This window comes from Methanobrevibacter sp. (assembly GCF_045586545.1).
In the GTDB taxonomy this organism is placed as follows: Archaea; Methanobacteriota; Methanobacteria; order Methanobacteriales; family Methanobacteriaceae; genus Methanocatella.
In genome coordinates this window covers 1-24,216 of sequence record NZ_JAZNAN010000038.1, presented here as the reverse complement: position 1 = coordinate 24,216, position 24,216 = coordinate 1, and the positions used below count along the sequence as shown (strand labels likewise).

The window sequence follows — 24,216 nt, the reverse complement described above, 5'->3', positions numbered from 1 at the left end:
AAATATCATTATCAATTAAATTATTTATATGATGTTCGTCTTACTGATTAGTTTTTCACATGATATTATGAAATGGGGATAATAAATTAAAGGAGAAAGAAAATGACTGATGAAACAAAAATTAAGTTATTTCAAAATCAGGAAGTAAGACTGAAATGGGATGATGAAATAGGAGAGTACTATTTTTCAGTAGTGGACGTTGTTGGAATTCTTAGTGAGAGTAAAAACCCTCGTAAGTACTGGAGTGTGTTAAAAACAAGGTTAAACAAAGAAGGTGTTGAAGTGGCTACAATTTGTAGCCAGTTGAAAATGCCTTCTGCTGATGGTAAAATGCGCAAAACAGATGTTGCTACTGCAAAACAATTATTCCGTATCATTCAATCAATACCTTCACCAAATGCCGAACCATTTAAACAATGGTTAGCTCAAGTGGGCAGTGAAAGACTTGATGAAATAGCAGACCCTGAAATAGCTATTGAAAGGGCAGTTGCCACTTATCGTGAAAAAGGATATAGTGAAGAATGGATCACTCAAAGATTAAGAGGTATTGAAATAAGAAAGGATTTAACTTCTGAATGGGATAGGTCAGGTGTTAAAAAAGGAAGGGAATATGCAATACTCTCCAATGAGATTAGTCAGGCATCTTTTGGTATTACAACAGGTGAACATAAAAAGATTAAGGGATTAAAAAAAGAGAACCTTCGTGACAATATGACTAATGCGGAATTGGTAATTAACATGTTGGGTGAGTTGGCAACTACTGAAATTAGCAAAACTGAAAATCCACAGGGTTTTGAAGAAAGTAAAGCAGTTGCAAGAGATGGTGGAAGCATTGCAGGCAATGCCTTAAAGGAATTGGAAGAGCGTACTGGTCGAAAAGTGGTGAGCAGCAATAACTCTAAAAATCCACGGATGTTGGATGAGAATTTAAAGTAGAAACAAGTTGGAATTTTCATAGGGTTACTCAAAATAAATATTCGTAAAATTCATATGTTTAGCAAAGTGTCAAATTGTAATATATTTTTGAACAATATGCCATAAAATATTAATATAATATAATACATGTATAATAATAGATATATAATGAATAGTTTCATTTGTCAAAATAACTGTCTAATTTTAAGTATAGAGATACTAGAAGTCGTTTCAAATAGTTAGATTTTTGGTTTATTTTGGCCATGATTATATTTTAACTAAGATGGGGGCGTTTCTTATTCGAAAAAAATCGAAGATTATTATTGCGGTGATGTTTTTACTGGTTTTATCCACAGTGATGTCCGTTTCAGCACAAGATCTGTATAACGGGACACAGGAAACACAGTTTGTAAATGAAACACCTGCAGTGGAATATAAAATAGAAATGTCCGATGATGAAGTTTTATCATCGACATATAATGAAAATTTAAGCTCGGAAGGTTCATTTGATGAGCTTGAAAACTTAATTAAAAATTCCAACGGAAATGTAAAATTAAATAAGGACTATAGTGGTTATGCATCTACAATTTATTTGAACGGACCATTAACTGTTGATGGTCAGGGACATATCCTCGACTGCGCGGAAAATAAAGTTTATCTTTTTAAAATTGGTACGGGCGATGTAGTATTGAAAGATTTAACCATCAAAAATAGTCATAATAGGGGTTCAGTTGGGCAGGCGGGAGCAATTTATATTGGAAGCTCTGCTAAATTGACCCTAATAAATTGTAATTTTGACAGTAATACTGCCACATATGGTGGAGCAATTTACAATGATGGTGGCTCCCTTAGTGTTATAAATTGTTCCTTCACAAATAACAATGCTTATTCTGAAAAGGGAGGAGCAATATACTCCAAAGGGGAAATTTCAATAATAAATTCATCTTTCATCTCAAATAAGGCATTGGTGGATGGTGGTGCTATTTACAGTGAAAGTGAGAATGATGTTGAAATAATTGGAACCCAATTCATTTCTAATGAAGCTTGGGGGGCAATAATAACCAGATGTTTCGGGGGTGCAATTTGTGCCAAGGGTGATGTGATGGTGGAAGATTGTGATTTCTCATCCAACAAAGCTGAAAATTACGGTGGAGCAATATACTCATATAAAAGCGTAATCGTTACTGATTCATCTTTTACTGCCAATTCCGCTAAGGAAGGTGGAGCCATTTATATAAATGGTCCTAATGCAGTGGTAGATGATTCACTTTTCAATAGAAATTCAGCAACATCAGGTCATGGTGGTGCAATTTATGCAACCGAATGGCTGCATATTGGAAATTCAACTTTAGAAGGAAACACAGCCAGAGGTAAAGGTGGAGCAACTTATTCCAAATACATTAAATTTTCCAAGACTGTTAAATTTGTTGGAAATTCAGCTCACGGCCACGGTGGAGCGGTTTATACCGATAGAATTTCAGATAATGTAAAAGACCTTATTTTTGAATCCAATTATGCGGATGATGATTATGGTGGTGCAATTTATATTAATTCCAAATGTGGTGATGTAAATATCTACAACTCTGTTTTCAACAATAATTATGCTATTGCAGGAGATGGGGGAGCTGTCTACAGTGACAGCGGTTCAACAAACCTGAAATTCTATAACTGTAATTTCAATGGAAACTATGCAAATGGCGGTGTAGAAAAACGTTATGGTGGTGCAATTCGTTCTTCCGGAAATTTAATGTTAAGCAATTGCACATTCAAAGGCAACTGGGCTCAAAACAGTGGTGGAGCAGTCTACTGCAACAGCAAACTTGAAGTTGACGGTTCCCATTTCGAATCAAATAATGTTTATGTGGATTATGGTGGTGCAGTATATGCCGATAAATTGGATCATATAAAAGATTCAGTATTCATTTCAAACTTTGCTCAAAACAGTGGTGGAGCAGTTTATGTCAATTCTGCATGCACCATGACTGTTTCAACAACATACTTTGAATCTAACCGTGCAAATTATCGAGGTGGAGCAATATTCACAGATTCAATTGATTCTCATTTGAGGTTAACAAACAATGCATTCCTTTCAAACAATGCGGTTGATCAGGGAAAAATCGTATTCTCTACAGGATACTATGATATAATATCAAGCAATTGGTGGGGTAGCAGTTATCCTTCATTTGATAACCAGAACCTGATGGAATATAAAAGATGGGGAAGCAATGTAAAACATGGAGATTCAAATCCGGTAAAAGTAAGTACTTATCCATTCACTTTCTCTCCAGTTAACTATTTACCGGTTCATTTTAAAATCTCTTTCACCAGTGATGTACCTAAATATCTGGTAAATAAAGTCAGTTTCTCAACATCAAGCAACGGAATATTCAATATAACTTCTGTTGAAAAAAATGGATTTTACTTTGATTACACTCCAATGGCTGGCGGCACACATAATGTTTATGTAAATGGTATTGAAATCGGGCCAATGCTCAACTTCATTAATGTTAAAAAAACCACTGTGTTTGGAGAGGACATTATTAAAATTTATGGTAACAGCAGGGTTTATTCTGCCGTATTTTTAGATGAAAATGACAATTACCTGCCTGAAGGAAGTGTTGTCAAATTCAATGTTGACGGAACAGAATATATTGAAAAAGTCTCAGAAAACGGAGTTGCCGAGTTAGGTATTAACTTGGGAGTTGGACTACACCATGTAACAGCATACAATTTGAAGACCGGCGACTCATTCGCAAACACTATCAGAGTTCTCACAAAGGCACCTGTCACATATAACAGGGGAGACTATTATATGGTAAAGATAAGTTCTGAAGATAACGTTTCAGGAACAGTGACTTTTACAGTAGGCGATGATGAGTACACATCAGATATACGTAACGGTTACGCTTCTCTTGAACTTGATTTTGAACCTGGAAAATATGTTATAACGGCCAATTATAAAGGCCAGATTATAACAGAAAACATTATTATATCAAATCAGTATTCACAGGTGATTTCACACCTCAACGGCACTACATACGGTGCATTGTTGTCGATTTATAATGATGAAACATTTACTAAAGTGGGAAATGTCAGCTACAGTGAAATAGCAGAAGACACATACAGATACATCTTGCCTTCCAATAAAGCGTTCATCCTGTACAATGTAACTGTTTCCGACAGTGAGGAGTTAACTGACGTTTTAAAGAAAATATCAGGGGATGACTACAGGGTTGATGTAACAATAATCAACCTTGAAAAGAATACCTATCGCGTCAGTGAGAAAATCTGGCATGACAGGGAATGGAATTATCTTATCCATCTCACTCACGGCAAGTTGTTCATAAACGGTAACGGTGCAACAATAGATGATGACTATAAGAATAACTTCCTGTTTTTACTGCCGGGCACTGAAGCATCAATTAAGGATATAACCTTAAAAAGATTCAAACGCTGTTTTGTAAATAATGGTAATCTTTACTGCGCCAATTCATTATTTGTTGAAAATGATGCCGAATATTTCGATACTGTTACTCAAGGTGCGGTTATTAATAACTTTAAAGATGCAACATTTGACAACTGCATATTTAAAGACAATAAAAATAGTGAATCATTGATAAGTGTGGACATAGGTCAAGGTCCATATGCCGGCGGTGGAGTATTATATGCTCATGACGATTCAATAACTAACTTCATTACATGTTCATTCAAATCCAAGCATGACAATATTATTGTGCCGGGCACAGGTACGGTTGTTTTTTATGAAGACAGTCTCAATACAGGTTTTGACAAAGTCAGCACTGTTTTGTCCAAGGTCATAGAACAAAATCCATTGTATATGCATAGCTATAACGGTTATTTTTCACTGAACTGTAGTGTAAGTGTAAGAAGCACATCCAGTTTATATTCCGGTGAAACTGAAACATTTACCTATCATGATGTAAAATCTCTTTTAGACGTTCATGATGATACTAAAACATTTATCTGGGATAATAATGCATTCGATAGTGATGCATCTGCATTTGTCATTAATCTGGATAATAAACATTATGAATTTACTCTTGATGATTTTGAAGACATGATTGAAGAGGATTATGTCTGGCGTACCGATTTAAAGGCTATGGGTGTCTTTTATGTTCCTATAAAAGATTATGCAATTATTGATGTTGATTCAAGACCTATTGTTGTTAATGGACATGGAGCTGTTGTTAAATTGACCGGAAATCATGACCGCAACGACAATCATTTCGCTATTGTTCCTAAACAAAGCAGTTTAACTTTAGTCAACATGACATTATCTGGATTCAATAGTGCAATTCTGAATTACGGCAAGTTATTTGTTATCAACTGCACATTCGAAGATAATGTTTATCGCCATCTGACTGTGGTAAGGGATTATGGTGGAGCAATACTGAATTACGGTGCTCTGTATTGTTATAATACAACATTCAAAAACAATAGGGCTACATTGGGTGCTGCATATTACGGCGATGGCGTATCATCACAGGCAATTTTTGACAACTGTGTATTTAAAGACAATACCTACATCTCTGCTCTGGTATGGAAAAACGGCAAAGCCAACAGCATGGATTTAACCAATAATGCAGTAGTAAAATTAATCAATTGTGAAATTGACGAATCAACAATTAAAACTGAAGAAGATGCAATATTCATGATAACTGATAATGATGAGGCATTCGCCACATGTAATTGGGTCGTGGACAGTGTAAGTTCACTTATGAAACTCTCAAAGTTCCTTAAAGACAATAATGAGTTCGATATCATTAATGTTACATTTGTAAAAGGAGATTATGGTGTTTTCCCTGATTCATCCAAATTATTCGAATTTGATTACGGCAAATTGATTTTAAACGGTGAAGGATCACGCATATTTGTTGAAACTCCTAAAAGAAATGATGAAACAAGATTTTTAATTACCACAAGCAGGTCAAATGTCATTATCAATAATCTGATAATTGAAGGGTTCAATATTGCTATTGACAATTACGGAACTTTGACTATAATCAATACATGCTTCATTAAAAACTGTGTGGATTATATGATTTATGATGACCAGGGTGGGGCAATTATTAATAAAGGTGTCCTGAATGTTTTAAATTCCATTTTTGAAGGCAATTATGCAAAATATGGTGGGGCAATCTATAATACTGGTGATGCAATTATAATCAATTCCACTTTCAGGGACAATACGGGCTATGACTCCAAGTCCAATGTGGATATTTATACTCAGGAAGCTCACACAAACATTATCCATATTAGCGGAGCAATGCCTAAAACCATTGAACACTTCCCATTGACAGGCATTCAAGAGGATCTCCTCAAATCAGCTGTTTTGATTGTTACATTTGTAGTTGTTTCCGCTACAAGCTATCAATTTGCTAAACTTGAATCCACATGGTCCCATTGGGTTTCAACTTTAGTTGCGGCTGCAATTGGAGGTTCTTTCGGCGCCGTGCACGGTGCAATATATGCAAAAAGTTATCAGGATTACCGTACATTCTGGGTTAAAGTGCTTGAAGGCATTGCTGACGGTATCAGTTTTGTCGAAATCGGTGAGGCAATGTATGATATACCAAATATTTGGGAAATGGATTTGGCACCTGAAAGTATGAAAGACTGGGCTGAAGTCCGAGATACAATACTGGACGAGCTCTTTTTCAGGGGATATGATATATTCTCAGATGATATGATTGATACTCGCCTGACAAAACCCGTATCTGAAGTTACAACTATTTTCGATTTAGAGGGGGCAGTTTAAATGAAAATCAAGGGATATTTAATAATGCTGATACTGGCATGTTTGCTGATTTCAATTGCAGGCGTTTCAGCCAGTGATTTAAATGACACTCTCACAGTCAGCATTGATGAACCTGCAGATGACGGGTTAAGTGTCAGTGAGGAAAACCTTCAGCTAGAGAATAAGACCAAGACTTTTGAGGATTTGGTTGCTGAAATTGAAAACGCCACCCCGGGAGATATTATCTCCATAGATAAGGATTATCACTGTGAAAATATAACCAGGGGAATAGTTATTGCAACCGATAACATAACCATTTACGGTGCAGGATCAGTGTTTTATGGAAGTGAAAACGTAAGCGGTTTTGATTTCATCACTGTTTCAGCTTCAAATGTGGTTTTAAAAGATATTATATTCACTTCCTTCACCTGCAATGAAACGTATAATGTTATTGAATGGGTTGGAGGAAATGGAACTATCACTTCCTGCAGTTTTTACAATTGCAGCAGTAATGATGAAGGTATCGTGGAATGGGTAGGTTCAAATGGACTGATTGAAGAATGTGAATTCGCTGACAATATTGTTGGCAAAGATGCTGGAGCGGTTTTTGCCAGAGGTGATTATTTCACACTTGCCAGTTCCCGTTTTGCAAACAATTCCGCTAATAGGGGCGGTGCCATCTTTGCAAACGGTAAAAACTATAAAATAAAATCCTGCCTGTTTGAAAATAATGTTGCTGATGAGGGTGGTGCGGTTTACGGTTCTGGAATAGATGGTGTTGTCGATGATTGTAATTTTAACAATAATCGAGCATACTCTTATGGGGGAGCAATTAACTGGCAAAGCAACTATGGAAACATAACAAATTCAATCTTTGAAAATAACCGTGCAGTTGAAGGCGGTGCAATAAGGGTGTCTTGTCTTGAAACTCATATAATAAACAACAGGTTCACCAACAACTCTGCAGTGTTGGGTGGAGCAATCTACACTGCACCAAACAAGAATGTAGTCATAAACTCATCCAAATTTTATGAAAATAAGGCTACTACTATTGGTGGGGCAGTCTGCTGTGAAGGCCAGGGAATCATATCTGATTCGGAGTTTGAAGCAAACGTGGCGGATAATATTGCCGGTGCAGTATTTGCAGGTGAGGAATCTAGCATTACTGATTCCATTTTCAAAAACAACCATGCAGATAATATTGCAGGTGCAGTTGGATTTCTCAAAGACGGGAATATTGCAGGTTCCACTTTTGAAGCTAATTCTGCTGAAAATGAAGGAGCAGTAATTTTCCTTGAAAATGGTAAAATCACAAATTCTTCATTTGAAAAAAATACTGCACAATTAGCCGGAGCAATTTTAGCCAGCGCAAACCTTACAGTCAATGACACCAAATTCAAGGACAATATTGGTGAGTTGTATTCAACCAACAATATCGTTTCAGTAAGCGGCGAAGTCATCCTAAACAATGTTGAATCCGATACTCCTGCATCATTGAGATTGGCGGAGGTTGAATTTGTTGGGGTTGCCAACAACACCTATGGAAATAACGTTTTAATCATGTTTGATGTAAAAGTTGATGATAATCTGTTTGCAAATCCGGATGGTATTGTTCTGCTCACTATCAACGGTCAAAATTATGCTGCCAATGCAAGTAACGGTACCGTTGTTTTCACTGTTCCTAATTTGAATGCCGGAATGCATTATTATAGTGTAATGTACGTGAGTCCTGGATTTGTAGCATATGAAACCAATGGAAATTTCACAGTAAATCCTCTTAAAGCCACATTAACTGCCAAAACATCCAGTTTTGTAATCAATTACGCTAAAAAATACAGCGTAACCCTTAAGGATGAAAACGGCAAACCTGTTTCAGGCGAGAAAATCACTTTTGTTTTAAATGGTAAAACCATAGGATCTGCTAAAACCAATTCCAATGGTATTGCAACAATTAAAATACCTGCAAAAGCTTTGAAAACTGCCAAAGCAGGAAACAAAAAACTTGTCATATCTGTAATCAGCAGTAATGTCAATGTTGCAAAAAAGACCGTAACAGTCAAAATCAACAAGGAAAAGACTAAAATTGTTGCCAAGAAGAAAACTTTCAAAAGAAGCAAAAAAGTCAAAAAATATAAAATAAAACTCAAAAACAGCAAAGGCAAACCTGTTAAAAAAGCAAAACTTACCTTAAAAATAAAAGGCAAAAAATTCAAGGCTAAAACCAATGCCAAAGGAATAGCAGTCTTTAAAATTAAAAAACTAACCAAAAAAGGTAATTTTAAAGCGAAAATCATATTCAAGGGCAATGCTTATTATAAGAAAGTTTCCAAAAAAGTGAAAATTAAAATTAAGTAGGTATTTTCATATCCTACTATCTTTTCTATTTTTTTCCTATTATCTTAACATTGAAAATAATCTCATATAGATTTAATATTTTTCCCGATTATTCTTCAAAAATTAATTTTAATCATATGTTAATGTAATTTATTTGTATTGCCATTACAAATCAATTAAATGTGCACGGTTCATGTTCATAACCTGCCAGAAATAACCAATTGATAATTCATAAGGGTACCTGAAAAAAGTAATTGAAAAATCATTTGCTTACCACTTCTTAAAACAAATCTGGTCAAAACAATAAAATTATCGCATGTCATTAAAGCTAAATTAATGATTATGATTAAATTCCAGGGCTTTAAAAAACACTGTTAATAAAATAAATTAATTGATTATTCTTTGAAATGTTTGCAATAATGAGGTGATAAGTAAATTTATATACTATAAGGAATTAAAATTACATTTAGTAACTAAAAGTAAGTTTATCTAAGGAGGCAATTATCATGGCATTTAAAGATTATTTTAGATTTAATAAAGATAAAACAACTTTCATTTTTATAGGCGGTAAAGGAGGAGTCGGAAAAACTTCAGTATCTTCCGCTACTGCATTATGGTTAGCGGAACAAGGTAAAAAAACTTTAATCGTATCAACCGACCCTGCACATTCCCTATCCGATTCACTTGAAGTGCCTATTGGCAGTTACCCACGTGAAATCAAAACCAATTTGTTTGCAGTTGAAATTGACCCTGATGTTGCAATGGCTCAAAAGCAAGCACAATTGGAAGCTCAAAAAGCAGCAAATCCTGATGATGCAGGAGGGCTATTCGGCATGGATTTCTTATCCGATCAATTGGATATGGCATCCTCTTCTCCTGGAGCTGACGAAGCTGCTGCATTTGAAATGTTTATGGGAGTAATGAACTCAGATGAATTTGACGTTGTCGTATTTGATACCGCTCCAACAGGACACACCTTAAGATTATTGTCTTTCCCTGAAGTGATGGATTCATGGGTAGGAAAAATGATGGTGCTCAAAGCAAAATTAGGCACTGCAACCAATGCATTAAAGAAAATCATGCCATTCATGGATGCAGTCGATGATCCTCAAACCTCTGAAGATTTACAGAGAACCAAAGAGCAACTCGACAAGGCAAAAGAAGTGTTATCAGACCCAGACAGGACCACTTTCAAAATGGTTGTAATTCCTGAAGAAATGTCAATTTATGAATCTGAAAGAGCACTTGAAGCTCTTGGTAAATATAATATCACAGTTGACAGCGTTATTGTAAATCAGGTAATGCCTGATATTTGTGACTGTGATTTCTGCCACTCAAGACATAAATTGCAGCAAAAGCGTTTGGCATTGATTGACCAAAAGTTCCCTGACCAACACATTGCTGAAATTCCATTATTCAAAGATGAAGTTAAAGGTCAGGAAAAACTATTGAAATTAGCTCACATCTTGTATGATGGTGAAGACAACGATGAAGTGACACAGGAAGCTATTCAATTGTAAAAAAATAAAATAAGTTAAAATGAATTCATTTTAACTTTAACTTTCTTCTTTTTTAAAAAAATCTTGAAATAGTGGGATTACTATAGCTAAACTCACCAAAAAGATTGTCATTTGCGAAACGTGCATTGTTATTGCATCATGAATTAAAAACACAATCGCAACAATGTCTAAAATTTGCATTAGCATGTGCTGTTTTTTGAATTTAATTATCATGTTTTCTTTTGAGAGTTTCATTTTTCTATACCTTCCAGCTTTCATTCCAATATTTTGTAGGCATACTGAATGGAGTCCAATAGTCCTCGGTGAAATATTGGTAGGTTTCTTTTTTGCTTAATTTTTTTGTCTTTCCTTGGCTGATATATTTTGCATCGCTTCTATTCAATGTTAAATCATCATTAATTGTTACTTCAATGTAGTCGTAACCTCCATTTTTATTTGGGATGTTGTAGATTTTTTTGCCTTGCAAGTATCCCGGACGTGTGAAAGTAATCGTATCCATCAAGGCATACCAATCTTTTTCTTTTACTAGTTTATCTTTGTAAGTTGCACCCATTGTTTGTACAATAGTCATTGTAGTGAATAATCCTATTGCAGCTGCCGATGAACCTTTTAAAATATGTCCTAATCCAAATTTGGCAACTTGATAGGCTAAAATGGAAAATGGATGAATTTTTTCTAATTTATTTGACAGTACGTAAATTCCAGGCGCAAATATTTTTATAGCATTTCGGATTCCAGAAATAATGTCTTTAGGCAGTATTCCGACACTACAGCAGTCATTGCTTGTTGAAATTGATGATCCCTTATATGTCGTATTGGCATGTGACATTATCACACTGGCAACACCGGTAGTTGTATTAAGAGCAATGGCGCAATTGCTTCCATCCTCAGCAAGCAAATAAATCATTTCTCCTATTTGTGCAATGCTGAATTTACCATTAAGTATTGATGATAATACATTGTCAAAGGAGTTTGTGGTATTGCTCCAAAATCTTGCAGCTACCTCTGAAAGGGCATAGTCTTCAAGATTGGGCAAGTTGATGGAGTTTATTAGTCTGAATAATATTTTGTTTGTTTCATTGTTTCCTTTCACTTTCATTCCCATATCTGCATTTAGAATGTTTAGATAGGTATCTTCTAGGTTTATTCCACCTAAAATGGTCAGAGTTTTGCTTCTCTTCCATGTCACGTTAAATTCTTTTGAATATTTGTCTGCAAGTTCATCTGCAAGCCATGTTGTTTCAAGAGAAGCTAGATGCATTCCGTATACATTCATAATTCCAAATCTATCTAGATATTTGGGGTTTAGTGAAAGCCAGTGTTCCAATTTGTCCTTTGTAATCTTTTCATTGATTATGCTATAGGCTTGCAGGACTTCAAAACCTAGTGTTTTCCTGTATTTCTCGCCAAGGCCATAGCTTATCACTTCATTTTTAGCAACTTCCTCAATGCCATTAACTACAAATTTTGTTGTTATTTCTTCTTTAGATGGATAGCCAGCAATGCTATTGCCGAAAATGCTTAATGTAACAGGTTTGTTGGTATTTGCGAATCTAATCAGGTCGGTATTGTTGTAGGTGTATTCGACATAGGTTTTGTAATTGAAATCATAAACACTTCGTCCATAAAATTTACTTAAACTATATTTTAAACCTAATTCGTCGTAGTTAATTGTTTTAACACTTATTTTGGCTTTTATCAAATCATCTTCCATATAAGTAAATATTTCACTATTGTCGCCGCCCTTATCTGCATAAAAACCAAATAATTCCGTATTGTTTTTTGGCTGGCTTCTGTATTCTATTTCAGTAAAGTCCTTTTTGGCTGAAATTATGATGCCGTTTCCTTTTAAGTTATCTTTATTTGCATCACTTTGAATTTTGCCACCATCAAAAGGCACTAGGTGATATTTGTATCCAATAAGATTTGTCTTTACTCCAGATATGCTATTTGTTGAAAATAAATATTCTTTATCTTTAATTTGAATAGTAAACACTTCATTTTTAGGCATTTTTATTATTCCGTCGGGACCACTTTTCAGTACATATCCGGAGCCTTCAAAAACGTATTGATGTGTAATATTCACATAATTTGGAATTTGGGTAATGTAGCTGAAAGGGATTGCTTTTGTAGCAGGGTTTACAGTAATCTTATTTTTAGATTTAAGTTCCCCATATTTTGCTGTTATTTTATATGTTCCTGCAATTAAATCGATATCCAGGCTAGCTATTCCATTCTTGTTTGTTGTTTTTGTATAGCTCTTTCCATTTAATTTCAATGTTACTTTTTTGTTAGGAGATGCTTTTCCATTGCTATTTAATATTTTCACGTTAAATTTTGCGGTATTCCCTTCAGTCAATGTCAGATCTGATGTTTCGATTAAGGACTTAATATTAATTGTCTTTTTTATTGTTTCAGATGTTTTTGAATTTATCACTGAAATGTCATATTTTCCAGGGTCTAGATTAATAGCTAATTTTCCAATGCCTTTATTATTCGTTTTGGCGGCTGTAGATTTGCCATTTAATTTAAACTTGACAGATGTGTTTTTTAGAAGTTTTCCTTTTTTATCGTAAAATTTTGCATAATAGGACGATTTGTTTTTATAGTATTTTTCAAAGTCGCTGCATTTTATGGTACTTTTTATTGTCACTGTGCTCTGTACTGATTGGGATTCGTAGATGCTTGTTTCGGCAAATGTTGTTAAAGCGGTGTAAGTTCCGCTATTTAACTTCAAATTCAGTGATGCTGTTCCTTTCTTATCAGTTACTTTGTCATATGTCTTTCCATTAATTGTAACTTGGATTTTTGCTTTATTTATTGCCTTTTTGGTGTTTGTGTCTTTTAACTTTATTTTGAATTTGCTTCCATCCTTATAATACATCTTCACGTCGGGAGCACTTAGCGAAACTTTCGCTTTTGTGTCCGCAGGAAGTAGGGAATCATATTGTTTAGTTAACTTTTCATTTTCGTTCGCTTTGAGTTTTCCATCATCGGCACTATTTGATGATTCAATATCCTCTACACTAAGTTTACATAAGTCCTGATTAGGATCAGGTTGTTCAATACTTTGTATTGTTTCATTTTCCAAGTCTGATGCAGAAACACTGCAAATCATAAAAAAAAGTAGAAAAATGAAACATATGGTGTTTATTTTATTGTTCATGATATCTACCTTAAAAGTTAATTTTTTGTCAAAATCAACAATTAAAGTATGATATCTGGATTATATAAGCTTTGATTTAAAAAAGAAATAGTAAATGCTTTTTAAAATGAATTTTAAGGATAAATATTCCTAATATATTACCATAATGCACATATAGGTAAATTCGCTTTGGGCAATTTCTTTTAGTGTAGATGAAACAATTTTCTCATCAGGATAACTTAACCTTTCACACACCACCACTTGCCTATCCTCTTCTACACCGTTGTCCAGTAAAAATTGGGCCATATCCTTGACTTTTCTGGAAGGCAATGCGATTGTGACTTTTCCGTTGTTGATAACTGGCAGAATGTCTTCTATGTTTTCCCTTCCGTGGAAGGTCATTACATTGGCATTGTCCCACTGTATATAACATTTTGCAGCTGCAAGCTGAAGTGAGCTGATTCCAGGAATTACTTCAATGTTTTCCCTGTCAAAATTCTTTTCTGAGGATATTCTTAAAACAGTATTCAAAACTCCAGAAAATCCCGGGTCTCCAGTTGATAATATGGAAACGGTGTTGCCTTTAACGGCTAATTCAACACCTTCTTCAAGCTTATCAAGTAACTCTTTAACATTGAATGCAATCTTGTTGTTAACATCGTCAAATAATTCTATTGCACGGGTACTGCCTACAGTATAATCACTCATTTTAACAGTATCGATGGCTTTTTTAGTCAAATATTCACTTGAACCTGGGCCAATTCCAATAATATAAATTTTACCAGTCATTTTAATCATTTATTTAATTGTTTTATCTTTGAAATATTTTTCAAGAAAGGGTTTCTTATAATTTAGTTGATTAAATTATTATTTATTAGTTGCTATTCAAGATTCTAAATCATGTATTTCATTTTTTAAGAACTGATATATTGAAGCAGCACCAACCAGTTCGCCAGGGTCTTTCCACTCTGACGGATATAGAATAAATGGTTTGGTTTGATTTCCGCCAAGGCCTCCATGTGACCCAATAAGTTCTTCAAAAGCACAAACTTCATCAAGCTCTTCATCATAAAAACTGTTTACAAGTATATCTGGCATATTATCAAATGAATTTTGACGTTTTAGGTGTTTTGGTGCATTTTTGCCAAATTTGGCTAATGGATTTTCACCAACAATCTTATCATTGTTCAGATAATAAATACCATTTTCACCGATAACCATACCTCCGTTAGACATGGAATCAACTAGAATAAATCCAATTCCGGAATGTTTAACGAGTCCAGGAATCAAATCAGGGAATAGCATTACAATCTCTTCATAATTTAAACGTTGTTTCCATTGTGTCAGATAAATCAAACCTAAATTGCCGGATCCCATAACAATTAATTCGGAATCCTGGGCTTTTTTAGTACTATGTTCTATAATTTCATGGCCGGTAATGTATTCTAAACTGTTAGAATATTTGCTGCGTAAATTAATGAATTGCTTGTTTTCAAATCCTTCTTTAATATTTTGCAGATACTCTTTATCTTCAAAAAAGTCTCTTCGAATATATCCTATTTTTTCTCTAATATGTTTTATCTGTTTGTTTTCTGGAATAACTGCATCTCTAAAGTGGTCAATATTGTATTCTGTTCTAAACATTTTCAAATCATCAGGAAGCAATCTTCTCACATAATTTCCCAGTGTAATTCCATATCTCTGTTTGAATGTAGCGCCTTTTGATTGGCCGTGGTCGGATAAAATTACTAATTCATAGTCTCTGTCACTCATTTCTATTGCGGAAGTGATTTTTGCAAATTGCATATCAATTTTTTTCAAAGCGCCCCAAACATCATCATCCTCTACTCCAGAATGGTGTGCTATTTCATCATAACCCATGAATGTCGCATATGCGGTGTCAATGTTTCCCGCTAAGATTTCACTTGATAAAACATCAGTTGTCACTTCTCTTAAAGCTACATTAGCTCCTGCCCTAACTGCAGCATAAACAAGATTTCTTCTAATGCGGGGACGGATATTTTTTAAATAATGGACAATTTGTGACTTTAATTCAAGGATAATGTCCCATAAAAACAGTATAAACAGTCTTTGGAAGTTATATGCATTTAAGAATGCTGAATTTAGTGTTTTATTGTATAATTTTGTCAACCCTCCCAATTTTGAGGATGTTAATGTTGGAATTTTACTGTCTCCAGAAAACATGTTTGCAACGCTGATTCCATTTACAAGCAGACCTTCGCCATTGCTGATTTTTTCTTCAATTTCCGGTGCATCACTCAATTTTCCTGAAACGACAATTTTATTGTTGTTTTCTTTTTCAACCCATCTATAAGCTACAATATTTCTATTGTTTCCATGCAATATTCCGGCTTGGCTTGCTCCGGTTTGGGAGGACAAGTCAGTTTCCCATCCTTTTAAGGTGTGTGTTTTTTCATCTAGGAATTTCTTAACATTTGGCATCACATCTTTATCGATTGCCTTTTTCAAAGTGTTTATTGAAAGTCCATCGATTTCAACCATAACCAATCCAGGATATCTTTTTTTATAAGGGGTCTTTTGTTCAAGAGCATATTGAAGGATGTTTTTAATGTAGTCATCGTAATAATTTGTGTTAGTTATGTCTGTAATTAATGTTGTAGCTATTGCCATTACAATTGGAACTTGCAGAATTCCATAGATTCCGGTTGAAACGCCCGGGACGAATAAAGAAGCAATATAAAAGATTATTGAGTTAATAAAAAGGGATCCAATCCCAAATGTAAATATGATAATCTTCATAAAAAATCTTCTGAATATTGGCCACAAAAGCGCATTTGCGATTGCTACTGCAATTACAATGATAATTGCATTATACCAGGGACCTATTGTGAAATCTGCGCTGATAAAATCTACTGCATATATGGCGACACTATCGGCTATTACTAGCAATAATGTTGATATTATTGTTTTGAGAGAGGAAATTAATCTATTTTTAATCATATTATCTTAATTTTTTGTTTTTTATTTGTTTTCAATGTTATTATTGTAATTTCGGGGTTGCAGTTTATTCTTATTCTAAATGAATTTGTTCCAAGGCCCTTGCTGGTGTACTGAATCATATCTCTAACCTTGTAGAGCCCCACAGGATATTTTCTTGAATCCGGCCCCCTTAAAGGAGTTGTTTCAAATTTCGGAATTATGAACTGCCCGCCATGGGAATGTCCGGAAATCTGCAAGTCAAATTTTCCGGTTTGTGATGATTCTTTTGCAAAATCTGGTTCGTGAGCAAGCAAAATGCTTGGGGTATTCTCTTTCATTTTAGCCAATACCTTATCTAAATTATCAGAGCACACGGTACAGCTGTCAACACCACAGATATTTAAAAAGTCACCGTTTATCTCAAGGGTATAAACGTCATTGCTCAAATCAACAATTCCTGAATTCTTAAATATTTCTCTCACTTTTTTGGAACTCATCCAATGGTCATGATTTCCCAAAACTCCAAATTTCCCGTATTTTGCCTTTAATTTCTTGAAGGATTTCTCCAATGACTTATCATAATCCTCAAGATTATATGAAAAATAATCTCCAGTTAATGTAATTAAATCCATATTTAATGTGTTGACGTAATCTACGAGTTCATCCAAATACTCTGGACTAATCCATTGGCCTAAATGGATGTCAGTTAGGTTTAAAATCCTGAAATTATGAAAATTCCATCCTAACTTATCAAGTTCTATGTCAATCTCAACCAAATCGATGTTTTTTTCATCAAACTTCTTGTCTGGTAGGGAATAGGTCATTGCATCCTGTATTCCCTGTCGGATTTTCATTGCTGGAGGACGGTCAATTTCTTCATCTTTCATTGAATATTATATACTATTCTGAAACTATTTATAATTTTAATAACAAACATAATGATGTTATTAGAGATTAAGTGATTATTATGCTTCAAATTGCAGTTTGTGGAAAACCAAATGTAGGAAAATCATCTTTTTTCAATTCAGCAACAGCATCTGCTGTAGAAATGGCAAATTACCCATTTACAACAATTGATGCAAACAAGGCGGTTGCTCATGTAATTAAAGATTGTCCATGTAAGGAATTGGGTGTTACATGCAATCCCCACAATTCAATTTGTGTTGACGGAAAAAGGTTATTGCCGATTGAGATAATAGATGTTGCAGGACTGGTTCCTGGAGCACACGAAGGAAAAGGATTAGGTAACAAGTTTTTGGATGAATTGATGCAAGCTAAAGTTTTCATACACGTTATTGATGCTTCAGGTTCAACAGATATTGAAGGAAACCCAGTAGATCCTGGAAGCCATGACCCATTGGATGATGTTGAATTTTTAGAAAATGAAATTGTCATGTGGATGTATGGAATTCTATCAAAAAATTGGGTAAGGCTTGTAAGAAAGGTAGGTGCAGAACACTTGGATATTGCAAAAGTGCTGTATGATCAATTGTCAGGAACCGGAATAGCTATTGAAGATATTATTGAAGCGAAAAGAACAATTGAGCCTGATTACAATAAATGGGAAGAGGAAGATTTGATTGAGCTTACTCGCAATATATTACATATTGCAAAACCAATGATGATTATTGCAAATAAGGCAGACCTTCCAACTGCAGGCGCAAATATTGAAAGGCTTAAAGAGAAATATCCAAATGTAATTCCAACTTCTGCAGGTTCTGAACTTGCACTTGTAAAAGCAAATGAATCAGGTTTAATTAGCTATTTATCAGGTGAGGATCACTTTGAAATTTTAAAACCTGATGAATTGTCTGAACCTCAAAGCAAAGCCTTGGATTACATTCAAACTAGCATTTTGGATAAATATGGAAGTACTGGTGTTCAAGACGCTCTAAATTACGCTGTTTTTGAACTGCTTGATAGAATTGTTGTTTATCCAGTTCAGGATGAGCACAAATATACAGACCAAAAAGGTAATGTTCTGCCGGACGGATTTTTGGTTAAAAGAGGTTCAACTCCTAAACAATTGGCTTATATTGTTCACACAGACATAGGCGACAAATTCATGCATGCAGTGGATGCAAGAAAAAACATGCGTGTAGCTAGCGATTATGAGCTGAAAGATGGAGACATCATTAGTATTGCAACAAGAGGATAACTCCTCTGCTTTTTTTATTTTTATGATATTATGGTTGATTTAACACGAGATTTAAAACCGGACGAATTTAAAGAATACTACTTTTTAAAGGAAGAATTAAAAGATTTCTGCAGGTCTGAAGGTTTGAAAGTCGGTGGATCTAAACAGGATTTGGAAAATCGAATAATCCATTATTTGTCGACTGGTGAGGAGTTAGATGAATCCACTCAAAAACAATCGTTTAGTGAGGCATCATCTGTTATTACTCTGGATTCCAAATTGGGTGAAAATTTCAAATGCAGCGAAGATAAACGAGAATTTTTTGAAAATGAAATTGGCATTGGTTTTAAATTTAAAGTCAAATTTCAAAAATGGTTAAAATCCAATCCTGATAAAACTTATCGTGATGCAATTGACGCATATTATGAGATTCAAAATTCTGGTGAAAAAACTGAAATCGGCAAACAGTTCCAATATAATCAGTATATCAGAGATTTCTTTGAAAATAATGAAGGAAAATCATTGGATGATGCTATAAAATGTTGGAAATATAAGAAAAGCCTGAAAGGGCATAATCGTTATGAAGAAAGTGATTTGGAGATATTGAAATAATGAATTAATTATCATACACTTTACCGAATATTGTATTTTGTAGTTATAATTTCCAGTTATTCTTTTAATTTATCACTATGTGCGAAAAGGAAGGATAAAACACATATTAAAAGCTAATTATCATTTAAACCGTCAGTTTATCAGATTAGAAAAATTTAGGATAAATCCAAACTAAACTTCCAATTCGATATCATAGATTGTTATGACATTAACAGATTAATGCTCAACAATAGATAGTAGCTCGCAATTGCAAAATATGCTATAACGAGCAAGATATTTTCAATTGCCATATGCAATTCCTCCATATTTAGTGGAGTGTTAAAACAATATTTACTTTTCGATATCATTAAAACACCATTCATTGCTGTGGAATTATTATTAGTGTTTTAGAATCATTTCTTTATCCTTAATATTATTTAAATTTCATTGTTTTCAATTATTAATATTGTTTTTACCTTGTAATATTGTTTTTATCTAGAAATATTTCTTTGATATTGAGATTAAGGCAAATTAGAAAGTTTTATATATGGCCGTAATCATAATAATTAAATGACATCAGATGATGTTGATTGTCATGGCAAAACCATGAATTGTTGTGAGTTGGATAAGGATGTGTCAAAATTTGTTTTCAAATTTATCCTTATTCAATTGTTAAAATCTATTTTTTAAATTTTGCAAGAGCAAATTCTTTCAAGAGTCAAATTCAAATATTCATTTGGGTGATAAGTTGAAAAAAATAAAAATCACAGTTATGAGAAAAGTCAGGCATGATGACTTAATTGAAAAATATGAAAATCCGCTGGAACATGAATGTGATGTTGAAGAAGGGGATATTTTTATAGCTAACGGTTGGCTTAAACCAGATAATTTCTGTGATAGTGCATGGGAAAGTCTTTCACCATTTGTATTGGCCTTGGCTAATGGCGCTAGTGATTTTTATGATGGATGGATGAAAAATAAAAAATCTGCAATGATATCCTGCAATGACGGTTTTAGGCCGGTAAGTTTTCTTTTAGAAACCTTAGACGAAGATGCAGATTAATTTAATTCATTAAGATAACATGGCTAAATCAACTGTAACTATTTCTGATTTTTTTAAAAAGGAGTTTGTATTTGTTATATCTGCAATTTTAGCCATTATTTCCTGTTTTTTTGTTAAGCCATCTATTGATTACATTAATTGGGAAACAATCATATTGCTTTTTGTGATAATGATTATTGTAGAAGTTTTAAAGAATTTATCTATTTTTGAGATATTGGTTCGCAAATTATTGGCTAAAATTCGAAATACTCGTGAACTTGTTTTATTATTGGTTTTTACTTGCTTTTTTAGCTCAATATTCATTACTAATGATGTTTCATTAATTATTTTTGTACCTTTTTCTATATTGGCTCTAAGGAAAGTTGCTCGATTGGATTTGATAATAATCACCGTATCTTTGCAGACTATTGCTGCCAATATCGGTTGTATGGTTCTTCCTATCGGAGCTCCCCACAATATTGTAATGTATACTGTTTCTAATATCTCTTTTGAATTGTTTTTCTTATTGCTTTTGCCATATATCATTGTATCAGCGATATTTTTAGTGGTTTTATCATTTTTCATTCCAAAAGATGACATTACCTTGCCAAAAATGAGTAAAATAGAGATTGATAAGAAAAATTTCTTCAAACGTGTTTTTTTAGGCGTTGATTATTATTTGCTTTTAACATTTATTGCTCTGTTTATTTTGATTGGAAACTTGGAAAGCATCCCATTTTTTAATTCATTGTTTACTAAATGGATTGTTGGCAATGAGGTCTTATGGGGTGTTTTAGCATCTCAGGTAATCTCAAATGTTCCGGCTGCAATGCTGCTCAGCGGTTTCAGTACAAATTATGAGGCTATCATTGTTGGAATTAACATTGGAGGATTGGGTACTCTCATTGCTTCTATGGCGAACCTTATTTCTTATAAGATTCTTGTCCGTGAACATGATGAATTTAAAATCAGGTATCTAATCGTATTCACGGTTTTGAATGTTGTTTTGTTGTTTATTCTATTGGGTGTTAATATAGTAATAAACTAAATTGGGTTAACAATTTTCAAAATCAATTGCCAAAACTAGAGTAATATCGATGACTTTAAATGTTAATATTTAAAAAAAATTATATGTACATTAGATTAAAGTTGTGAATTTTGTTCTTAATAAGGATATTTTATTTAATAAACTCAATTCGGAAGTAGTTAAATGCCAAATGAAATACTTAAAGGTTCAGTTAGATATTGTACTGGAAATAAAACATTTTTTATTGCAACTTTAAAAGAAAATGACATGGAAGTTGCAGTTAAAGTTCAAAAACCTGGAATCCATGAAGTTATTGCTCCGGATGTAGTAGTGTTAAATAAAGTAGCTGGAACTGTTGATAAACATATTTCAGGATCAAGAACATATAATTTGCCTGCAATGGCCAAAGAATTTGAAAGATCAATCTTTAAAGAACTTAACTACATGGAAGAAGTTAAAAATATCAATAAAATAACTAATAACTTTAAAGAAATTGATTATATTAAAATACCTGAAGTCTATCCTGAATATTGTACCTCTAAAGTCATTACCATGGAACTTATTGACGGATATGAATTGCCTGATTTATATGGTAAGGAAATTGAAGGGATTAACAATGCAGAAATTGCCCAGTATGGATGCCAATCCTATTTAAAACAAGTATTGATTGACGGATTTTTCCATGCAGACCCACACCCAGGTAATTTATTTGTAACCCATGATAACAGACTCTGTTACATTGATTTTGGAATGATGGGTGTAGTTAATGATACATTCAGATCCAACTTCGCTCAATTAGTATTGCTCCTGTTAGATGGAAATTCACATCATTTAATTAACCAATTACTTTACATGAATATTATCACTCCAGAGCAGAACACTGAGGAATTCAGAGAAGATGTTGATGACTTATTGAATTCCTACATCGGCGTTGATATGGACCAAATGGATGGTATATTCGATGATTTGATGAATGTTATGATTAGTCATAATATTGTTCTTCCAAGAGAATTTGTAATGATTGGAAGAGGTATTATACTCATCGAGGAAGCTGGAGACAAATTGGATCCACACTTCAATCTCACTGGTGAACTTGAAAAATTCGCTAAAGACATGATTAAATCAAAATTCGAACCAGGAAATCTTGTCGGTGGTGGATTTAACTATATTGTAGAAATTGAACATTTATTAAAAGATTTACCTGACAGACTTAACAGTACTCTTGATAAAGTTGAAAAAGGCGAATTAGAACTAAATATGAACCACACTGGTTTGGATGATTTGAAAAATCAATTGTCCATATCTTTAATTATATCTGCATTGCTTGTAGGTTCAGCTATTGCAATATTAGCGGATAAAGGTCCAAAAGTTTGGGACATTTCTGCAATTGGATTTATAGGATTCCTATTCAGTGCAATTCTTGGAGCATACTTGGTTATAACCTATATTAGAGAATAATTCCATATAATTAAAAAATACTAATAAATTCCCATGGAGAGAGTTCAAAATTGAACTTTATCTCCAATTTAACTTTTTAACACCAAAATTAACTTTTAAAGTTAACAAAAATTTTTAGGGGGAATAAGCATGAAAAAAGGATATATTCTTATAATCTTCATTATTCTAATGTTTAGTATATCCAGTGTTAGTGCAGGAATATTTAACAGCCTATTGGGCGATGCATCACCAGTTGATGAGGAACACGATATTGAACTTAAAAATGTAACATTTAAGGTTTATGCAATTGAAACTCAATCCACACAAGACTTTTTTGATCCGACTATTTGGGATAATAATGATACTAAAGAATGGCTTGAAAGTTTAGACGGATATGCTATCCTTCCAACTAATGGGGACTTTTTAGTGATGAATGAAAGTGATGCAGCTAAACTCCCGGTAGTTGAAGATGAAAGCTTTTATAGTGTTACTTACAATGTGGTGACTTGCAATATCACAGAAGCACATTCATTAGGCCATGGTTTAGTTGATTTGCTTTTAGTTGAAGATGTAAATTTAGTCAATACTGAGACAAAAAACCTGCTGGCTGATGCTTAGATACAATATTTAATCTTATTATATTTTTAATAAGGTTTTATTTTCTTTTTTTTGAAATTATATTTTCATTTGACTAATTTTCTATTCAAAATTAATTAAAAAGATGAATAAATACTATTCATCCCATAAATCAGCGACTTTGTTTGCTATAAACACACAACAATCGACACACGGAGATTTGTCTTCACCGTTATTGGTTATTGTGCCGCAACATACGCTTCCGTATTCTTCTTTAAATGTGTTGAAGATTTCCTTTGCATTGGCTTTGATTTTACTTGGATCATCTAAAACTAATCCGTTTGCCATTAATGCACCGGTTACAGCACCGCAGGTTCCCTCATCAAAGGTTCCTCCAATTCCACCTGCGAATCCACATCCCAATTTTATCATTTCTTTGGTGGTAATGTCAGCTTCTGCAGTTTCACAAAGTCCCATTAGAGTTGATTCAGAACAGCTTTTAGATTTTCTATATTCTCTAATTTTTTCTTCTAAAATTTCTTTATCAAGTTTCATAATACAATCCCCTGAATTTGTTAATTAATTATATTAATTAAGAATTAAAAATACTTATTTGTTAAAAACTGATTAGGTGATAAAAATTATACATCCAAGACCAAGTCCAATTGCCGCCACTCTTTACACATTAAGGGATATGAATGTTGATGTTATTGTTATGCACGGGCCTACTGGCTGTTGTTTTAGAACAGCAAGGCTTCTAGAAAGCGATGGTG

General features: G+C 33.7%; 15 protein-coding genes and 1 pseudogene. 11 read left to right on the top strand and 5 right to left on the bottom strand.

The window, feature by feature from the left end:
- Positions 1-102 precede the first annotated feature (102 nt).
- The 4 genes from ACKI3D_RS03475 to ACKI3D_RS03460 all read left to right on the top strand — a co-directional run bounded on the left by ACKI3D_RS03475 (position 103) and on the right by ACKI3D_RS03460 (position 10,527).
- The gene (locus tag ACKI3D_RS03475) at positions 103-936 is read left to right on the top strand and encodes a Bro-N domain-containing protein (protein ID WP_407392368.1); all 834 of its coding nucleotides are present in this window, start codon (positions 103-105) and stop codon (positions 934-936) included.
- Between the two features lie 310 nt (positions 937-1,246).
- Positions 1,247-6,694, top strand: coding sequence for a right-handed parallel beta-helix repeat-containing protein (locus tag ACKI3D_RS03470; protein ID WP_407392367.1), 5,448 nt, complete (start codon positions 1,247-1,249; stop codon positions 6,692-6,694).
- A complete protein-coding gene (locus tag ACKI3D_RS03465; RefSeq protein ID WP_407392366.1) occupies positions 6,695-9,028 on the top strand; it encodes a hypothetical protein in 2,334 nt (777 codons plus the stop codon). It begins immediately after the preceding gene.
- Positions 9,029-9,513: 485 nt separating this feature from the next.
- Entirely contained in the window at positions 9,514-10,527 is a 1,014-nt protein-coding gene (locus ACKI3D_RS03460) for an ArsA family ATPase (protein WP_407392365.1), read from the top strand.
- A gap of 238 nt (positions 10,528-10,765) precedes the next feature.
- On the opposite strand, the gene ACKI3D_RS03455 is transcribed toward ACKI3D_RS03460, so the two are convergent.
- The 4 genes from ACKI3D_RS03455 to ACKI3D_RS03440 all read right to left on the bottom strand — a co-directional run bounded on the left by ACKI3D_RS03455 (position 10,766) and on the right by ACKI3D_RS03440 (position 17,520).
- Positions 10,766-13,645, bottom strand: coding sequence for an Ig-like domain-containing protein (locus ACKI3D_RS03455; protein WP_407392364.1), 2,880 nt, complete (start codon positions 13,643-13,645; stop codon positions 10,766-10,768).
- A 177-nt stretch (positions 13,646-13,822) separates the two neighbouring features.
- Positions 13,823-14,461 (bottom strand): cobalt-precorrin-7 (C(5))-methyltransferase, encoded by a 639-nt coding sequence (locus ACKI3D_RS03450; RefSeq protein ID WP_407392363.1) that lies wholly within the window; start codon positions 14,459-14,461, stop codon positions 13,823-13,825.
- Between the two features lie 96 nt (positions 14,462-14,557).
- The gene (locus ACKI3D_RS03445) at positions 14,558-16,654 is read right to left on the bottom strand and encodes an alkaline phosphatase family protein (RefSeq protein WP_407392362.1); all 2,097 of its coding nucleotides are present in this window, start codon (positions 16,652-16,654) and stop codon (positions 14,558-14,560) included.
- Positions 16,651-17,520 (bottom strand): metallophosphoesterase, encoded by an 870-nt coding sequence (locus ACKI3D_RS03440; protein WP_407392361.1) that lies wholly within the window; start codon positions 17,518-17,520, stop codon positions 16,651-16,653. The genes ACKI3D_RS03445 and ACKI3D_RS03440 overlap by 4 nt, the downstream gene beginning before the upstream one ends.
- A gap of 80 nt (positions 17,521-17,600) precedes the next feature.
- On the opposite strand from ACKI3D_RS03440, the gene ACKI3D_RS03435 reads away from it, so the two are divergent.
- The 6 genes from ACKI3D_RS03435 (at position 17,601) to ACKI3D_RS03410 (ending at position 23,485) form a co-directional block, all read left to right on the top strand.
- Complete coding sequence (locus tag ACKI3D_RS03435) at positions 17,601-18,791, top strand: redox-regulated ATPase YchF (protein WP_407392360.1); 1,191 nt, start codon at positions 17,601-17,603, stop codon at positions 18,789-18,791.
- A 30-nt stretch (positions 18,792-18,821) separates the two neighbouring features.
- Complete coding sequence (locus tag ACKI3D_RS03430; RefSeq protein WP_407392359.1) at positions 18,822-19,382, top strand: DUF6434 domain-containing protein; 561 nt, start codon at positions 18,822-18,824, stop codon at positions 19,380-19,382.
- Positions 19,383-20,109: 727 nt separating this feature from the next.
- Positions 20,110-20,424: a TIGR04076 family protein gene (locus ACKI3D_RS03425; protein WP_407392358.1), complete on the top strand. Its 315-nt coding sequence runs from the start codon at positions 20,110-20,112 to the stop codon at positions 20,422-20,424.
- Positions 20,425-20,443: 19 nt separating this feature from the next.
- A complete protein-coding gene (locus ACKI3D_RS03420) occupies positions 20,444-21,451 on the top strand; it encodes an SLC13 family permease (RefSeq protein ID WP_407392357.1) in 1,008 nt (335 codons plus the stop codon).
- Positions 21,452-21,613: 162 nt separating this feature from the next.
- A complete protein-coding gene (locus ACKI3D_RS03415) occupies positions 21,614-22,888 on the top strand; it encodes an ABC1 kinase family protein (RefSeq protein WP_407392356.1) in 1,275 nt (424 codons plus the stop codon).
- Between the two features lie 129 nt (positions 22,889-23,017).
- Complete coding sequence (locus tag ACKI3D_RS03410; protein ID WP_407392355.1) at positions 23,018-23,485, top strand: hypothetical protein; 468 nt, start codon at positions 23,018-23,020, stop codon at positions 23,483-23,485.
- A gap of 114 nt (positions 23,486-23,599) precedes the next feature.
- On the opposite strand, the gene ACKI3D_RS03405 is transcribed toward ACKI3D_RS03410, so the two are convergent.
- Positions 23,600-23,998 (bottom strand): C-GCAxxG-C-C family protein, encoded by a 399-nt coding sequence (locus ACKI3D_RS03405; RefSeq protein WP_407392354.1) that lies wholly within the window; start codon positions 23,996-23,998, stop codon positions 23,600-23,602.
- An 88-nt stretch (positions 23,999-24,086) separates the two neighbouring features.
- Between ACKI3D_RS03405 and ACKI3D_RS03400 the strand changes: the two are divergent.
- A pseudogene (locus ACKI3D_RS03400) lies at positions 24,087-24,216 on the top strand (Ni-sirohydrochlorin a,c-diamide reductive cyclase catalytic subunit); the annotation flags it as partial.

Coding starts and splice junctions, on each gene's coding strand:
- ACKI3D_RS03435 (WP_407392360.1), top strand. CDS start 17,601: ATGCTTCAAATTGCAGTTTGTGGAAAACCAAATGTAGGAAAATCATCT.
- ACKI3D_RS03455 (WP_407392364.1), bottom strand. CDS start 13,645: ATGATTTGCAGTGTTTCTGCATCAGACTTGGAAAATGAAACAATACAA.
- ACKI3D_RS03475 (WP_407392368.1), top strand. CDS start 103: ATGACTGATGAAACAAAAATTAAGTTATTTCAAAATCAGGAAGTAAGA.
- ACKI3D_RS03445 (WP_407392362.1), bottom strand. CDS start 16,654: ATGATTAAAAATAGATTAATTTCCTCTCTCAAAACAATAATATCAACA.
- ACKI3D_RS03420 (WP_407392357.1), top strand. CDS start 20,444: ATGGCTAAATCAACTGTAACTATTTCTGATTTTTTTAAAAAGGAGTTT.
- ACKI3D_RS03465 (WP_407392366.1), top strand. CDS start 6,695: ATGAAAATCAAGGGATATTTAATAATGCTGATACTGGCATGTTTGCTG.
- ACKI3D_RS03470 (WP_407392367.1), top strand. CDS start 1,247: ATGTTTTTACTGGTTTTATCCACAGTGATGTCCGTTTCAGCACAAGAT.
- ACKI3D_RS03415 (WP_407392356.1), top strand. CDS start 21,614: ATGCCAAATGAAATACTTAAAGGTTCAGTTAGATATTGTACTGGAAAT.
- ACKI3D_RS03410 (WP_407392355.1), top strand. CDS start 23,018: ATGAAAAAAGGATATATTCTTATAATCTTCATTATTCTAATGTTTAGT.
- ACKI3D_RS03440 (WP_407392361.1), bottom strand. CDS start 17,520: ATGAAAGATGAAGAAATTGACCGTCCTCCAGCAATGAAAATCCGACAG.
- ACKI3D_RS03450 (WP_407392363.1), bottom strand. CDS start 14,461: ATGACTGGTAAAATTTATATTATTGGAATTGGCCCAGGTTCAAGTGAA.
- ACKI3D_RS03430 (WP_407392359.1), top strand. CDS start 18,822: ATGGTTGATTTAACACGAGATTTAAAACCGGACGAATTTAAAGAATAC.
- ACKI3D_RS03460 (WP_407392365.1), top strand. CDS start 9,514: ATGGCATTTAAAGATTATTTTAGATTTAATAAAGATAAAACAACTTTC.
- ACKI3D_RS03405 (WP_407392354.1), bottom strand. CDS start 23,998: ATGAAACTTGATAAAGAAATTTTAGAAGAAAAAATTAGAGAATATAGA.